Consider the following 4950-nt stretch of genomic DNA (forward strand, 5'->3'; position numbering starts at 1 on the left):
GGTTACAGCGTGGGCATTTTATATTAGTCTTGTTCATTGTTCTTCTCTCCTTTTCTGAGGGGGTATTATTTAGTTTCGCAAACCTATTGTATTTCCTTAGGTTGAGAAGAGCAATGTTCATATAAGTTAACAGATCGATAAAAACCATTAGGGGGGATAAATATGAATGAAAAGTATTTAAGAAAAATACTTAAAATATTAAATTTAATTCTTTTACCTATAATTATTATAGTTTTATGGATTATAAACGATAAGTTACAAATTTGGCCAGAAACAATTTTACCAACTTTAAAAAGCGTAGGGAATACTTTTTTAGAGTTATTAAAAAGTGGAGTTTTAATTAATGATATCAAAATAAGTTTATTTAGGGTTGTACAAGGATTTATAATAGCATCTCTTTTAGGGATAACATTAGGAGTATTAATGGGTATGTTTGAAAAAGTTAATAGATTTTTTCAAATAACATTTAGTGGGGTAAGACAAATACCAATGCTTGCATGGGTTCCATTAATAATCCTTTGGTTTGGAATTGGAGAAAAATCAAAAGTAATAATAATAGTTTTAGCAAGTTTTTTTCCAATACTATTAAATACGATTAATGGTATAAGCCAAGTACCTAAAAATTTAGTCCAAGTTGGAAAAATGTTTAATCTTTCGCATTATCAAATGTTTACTAATATTTATTTAAAAGGAGCACTGCCTTCAATTTTTGTAGGACTAAGACTTGGATTAGGAATATCTTGGATGGCTGTTGTAGGAGCTGAATTAGTAGCATCAAGTTCAGGAATAGGATATCGAATAAATGATGCAAGAAGTTTAATGATGCCAGAGGTTGTAATTGTAGGAATGATTGTAATTGCAATTTTAGGAATGACTATGGATTTATTATTAAGAAGAATTAATAACCTAGTAGTTCCTTGGAGTATAAAGGGAGGGGGAAAAGAACATGTTAGAGATAAGTAAATTAGGAATTTCATTTAATATAGATAATTCAAGTCTAGAGATTTTAAAAGATATAAATATCACTGTTAATAAGGGGGAATTTGTAGCTATACTTGGACATAGTGGATGTGGCAAAAGCACTTTATTAAAGATAATAGCAGGGTTAGAGAAAGAGAGTACAGGAAATATATTTTTAAATTCAAAAGATATTTTAGGGCCAAGCAAAGAAAGAGCTATGGTTTTTCAGGAAAACAGGCTACTTCCGTGGTTAACCATTGAAAAAAATATTGATATTGTATTGCAGGGGGTTAGCAAAAGTAATAAAGCTAAGAGGATAGACTATTATTTAAAGCTAGTAGGCCTAGAGGATTTTAAAAAGGCATTTCCACACCAAATATCAGGAGGAATGGCACAAAGAGCAGCTATTGCTAGGGCTTTAGTAAATAATCCAGAAATAATTTTATTAGATGAGCCCTTTGGAGCATTAGATGCATTGATTAAAATTACACTTCAAAAAGAAATCCTAAAAATATGGGAAAAAGAAAAAAATACAATGATTATGGTTACACATGATATTGATGAAGCTATTTTTTTAGCAGACAAAATAGTGTTGATGACTGAAAGGCCTGGAAGGGTAAAAGAAATTATCCATGTGGATTTACCTAGACCAAGGGATAGATCTAATAGTGAATTTACAAATATAAAGAGAAAAATATACAAACACTTTTTTAATGATGAGGAGATGTTAATAGAATATAATATATAAATTTAAGGGGGAAATATTATGAAAAAAATAATTAAATTTGCAAGTATGTTGTTTATATCTATAGCTTTCTTGGTGTCTTGTGGAAAACCAACTAATGAAGGTAAAATTCTTAAGATAGGATATCCAGCATCTAAAGCTGTATTAACGGGTGCACCTGGTATAGCTCAAAGCAAGGGGTTTATTGAAGAAGAATTACGAAATAAGGGTTATGAAGTAGAATATAAACCATTTTCAGGAGGTGGACCAGCTGTAAATGAAGCTTTAGCTTCAGGGGAGCTTGATGTAGTTATATATGCTGATTTTCCTGGTATTGTAAGCAAAGCAAATGGTGTTGATACATCACTAATTGCAATTTATGATAACTTTATCAATGCAGCTATAGTAGTATTAGCTGATTCCCCTATAAAAGATGTCAATGATTTAAGGGGAAAGAAAATAGGATTTGCTAAAGGAACATATATGCATAAATATATTTATCAAGTATTGCAAAAGTACTCTATTGATTTAAAGGAAGTAGAATTAATAAATACAAGTGAAGGGGATTCAGCTTTACAAAGTGGAACAGTAGATGCATTAGTAGTAACTGATACAAGTGAAGCCTTATCGGTACTGACTAAAAAGGTAGCAAGAACTATAGATAGTACAATAAATAACAAAGATTTTAGCGGTGAAGGCATAGTTATAGCAAGAAATAACTATATATCTGAAAATAAAGAAGCAGTCATAGGTGTATTAAAAGCTATAGAAAAAGGAAAGGAATATTTTATTAAAAATCCTGAGGAGTGTTATAAAATATTAACTAACTCAGGGCAAAGTTATGAAGCTACAAAGAGTTTGTATAATAAAGATCATGAAAAATTTGATTATATAACTATAAATATAAGTGAAGATTCAAAGGGAAAATTACAGGAAACTAAAAAATTTCTTTTAGATAATAATTTAATTAAAAAAGATTTTGAAATAGAAAATTGGATTAATAGAAGTTTATATGAGGAATCAATAAAATAAGTTTAAGGAGGAATTAGAAATGGGACATCCAACAATTTATCCAACAGGTACAACAATATATAATTCAAAGAAAGCTTGGAATGGTTACACTATTTTTCAAGTGTCAGGGTTAGGTGCAATATTAATAGATATGAATGGTAATGAAGTTCAACATTGGAAGGGATTAGAAGGGTTTCCAAATAAGCTTTTGCCAAATGGGCAAGTATTAGGTAGTACAGGAGAAAGGAATCCTAAATATGGTTATCAAGATATGATGGATTTAGTGCAAGTAGATTGGGATGGAAATATAGTATGGAAATTTAATAAGTCAGAATTTATAAGTGATCCAGAAGAAGAAGGAGAGTGGATGTTAAGGCAACATCATGATTATCAAAGAGAGGGTAGTCCCGTGGGATACTATGCTCCAGATTTAGACCCCCTAGAATATAATGGAACAACTATAATTTTAACTCATGAAAATATAATAAATGAAGATATATCAGATAAAGTTCTTTTAGATGACAAAATAATAGAAGTAACCTGGGATGGAAAAATAATATGGAAGTGGAATGCAAGCCATCATTTTCATGAATTAGGATTTAAAGAAGTTGCTAAAAAGGTAATATACAAGGATCCAAATATAAGAAAACTTCATGGAATTGAAGTAGGGGATTGGCTTCATATAAATTCTATTTCAAGGATAGGTCCAAATAAATGGTTTGATGAAGGGGATGAAAGGTTTAATCCAGAAAATATCATTTGGGATAGTAGAGAAGCAAATATTATTGCAATTATAGATAAAGTTACAGGCAATATAGTGTGGAAATTAGGTCCTGATTATGATGATGAAATAGGAAATAAAATTGGATGGATTATAGGTCAGCATCATGCACATATAATTCCAAAGGGACTACCAGGAGAAGGTAATTTACTAGTCTTTGATAATGGAGGATGGGCAGGTTATGGCGAAGCAAATGTCAATTCTCATAATGGAAGAGAAAATGCTAGAAGAGATTATTCAAGAGTATTAGAAATTAATCCTATAACTTTTGAAATAGAATGGCAATACACTCCAAAGGAAGCAGGATTTGTTCACCCTTTAGATTCAAGTAGATTTTATAGTCCTTTTATTAGTAGTGCACAAAGGCTTTTAAATGGTAATACTTTAATTATTGAAGGGTCTGATGGAAGGATATTTGAAATTACTAGAGATTACGAAATAGTATGGGAGTATATAAATCCATATAAAGAAAATAAAAGATTAAATATGAATATGGTTTATAGGGCATATAGAGCTCCTTATAGCTGGGTGCCACAACTGGAAAAGCCAAAAGAGAAGGATATTGAGAAAATTGATATTAAGAATTTTAAAGTTAAGGGAGCAGCAGCTTGTGGAGCTAATAGAGAAGTAAATGTAAATGTGGGAAAAAAATATGAAAGTAAAAATAATTTTTGTGTATTAGTTAATGATATTTAATGGAGTAAAAAGTGAAATAAAATAATTATAGAAAATAGTTGCAATATTATGGATATTAGTATAGTATAAAGTATATAAAATATATAGGAATACTTGGTAAAAGTATTTGAGTTAAAATAGTATTTTATGAGTTGAAAATTAAATAAAGAGTATCTTATTATGAGCGGTGGAGGGACTGGCCCTTTGAAACCCAGCAACCTATCAAAAGGTAATTTTTGTAAAATTATCTTTTAATGTGGTGCTAAATCCTGCAGAATTTTTCTGAAAGATAAGAAGTAAATATATTTCAATATTAAAAATCACTTCTAATCTTAGAAGTGATTTTTTTAAGTTAAAAGGGGGCATTTTATGAAAAACTATAATAATTATTCATTTGAAACTTATGCTGTAAGAGGGGCAAGTGGAGGAGATGAAAACACTGGGGCTATAAGTTTTCCAATATATCCAGCTTCCACATTTAAGCATTCAGGGTTAAATGAAAGTACAGGCTTTGATTATTCAAGACTTCAAAATCCTACTAGACAAGAGGTAGAAAAGACAATTGCAATATTAGAAGGCGGAAGGGAAGCATTAGGGTTTTCAACTGGAATGGCAGCAATAACGGGTTGCACTCATTTATGTAAATCTGGTGATCATGTAATATTATCAGAAGATTTATATGGTGGAACATTTAGGTTATTTAAAGAAATTTATAATGTTTATGGGGTAGAGTCTGACTTTGTAGATACGTCAAAATTAGAGGATATAAAAGAAAGCATTAAAGAAAATACAAAAATTA

The 4950-nt window shown here is 30.1% G+C and carries 5 protein-coding genes and 1 riboswitch; all 5 genes read left to right on the forward strand.

Translation table 11 applies throughout. The features are described 5' to 3' along the window. Window positions 1-162 precede the first annotated feature (162 nt). Window positions 163-963, forward strand: a complete 801-nt coding sequence (locus tag ACRDBA_RS06635; RefSeq protein ID WP_438572146.1) for an ABC transporter permease — start codon at window positions 163-165, stop codon at window positions 961-963. Then, a complete protein-coding gene (locus ACRDBA_RS06640; protein ID WP_438572147.1) occupies window positions 947-1708 on the forward strand; it encodes an ABC transporter ATP-binding protein in 762 nt (253 codons plus the stop codon). The genes ACRDBA_RS06635 and ACRDBA_RS06640 overlap by 17 nt, the downstream gene beginning before the upstream one ends. Window positions 1709-1726: 18 nt before the next feature. Next, window positions 1727-2716: an ABC transporter substrate-binding protein gene (locus ACRDBA_RS06645; RefSeq protein ID WP_438572148.1), complete on the forward strand. Its 990-nt coding sequence runs from the start codon at window positions 1727-1729 to the stop codon at window positions 2714-2716. A gap of 19 nt (window positions 2717-2735) precedes the next feature. Further along, on the forward strand, window positions 2736-4172 hold the full coding sequence (locus tag ACRDBA_RS06650; RefSeq protein ID WP_438572149.1) for an aryl-sulfate sulfotransferase: 1437 nt from the start codon (window positions 2736-2738) through the stop codon (window positions 4170-4172). 151 nt (window positions 4173-4323) lie between these two features. After that, a riboswitch (SAM riboswitch) is annotated at window positions 4324-4447 on the forward strand. Between the two features lie 73 nt (window positions 4448-4520). Then, window positions 4521-4950: PLP-dependent transferase (locus tag ACRDBA_RS06655; protein WP_438572150.1), on the forward strand; the 430-nt coding region annotated here is incomplete at its 3' end.

It is taken from the genome of Clostridium sp., from assembly GCF_051654825.1.
Lineage (GTDB): Bacteria > Bacillota > Clostridia > Clostridiales > Clostridiaceae > Clostridium.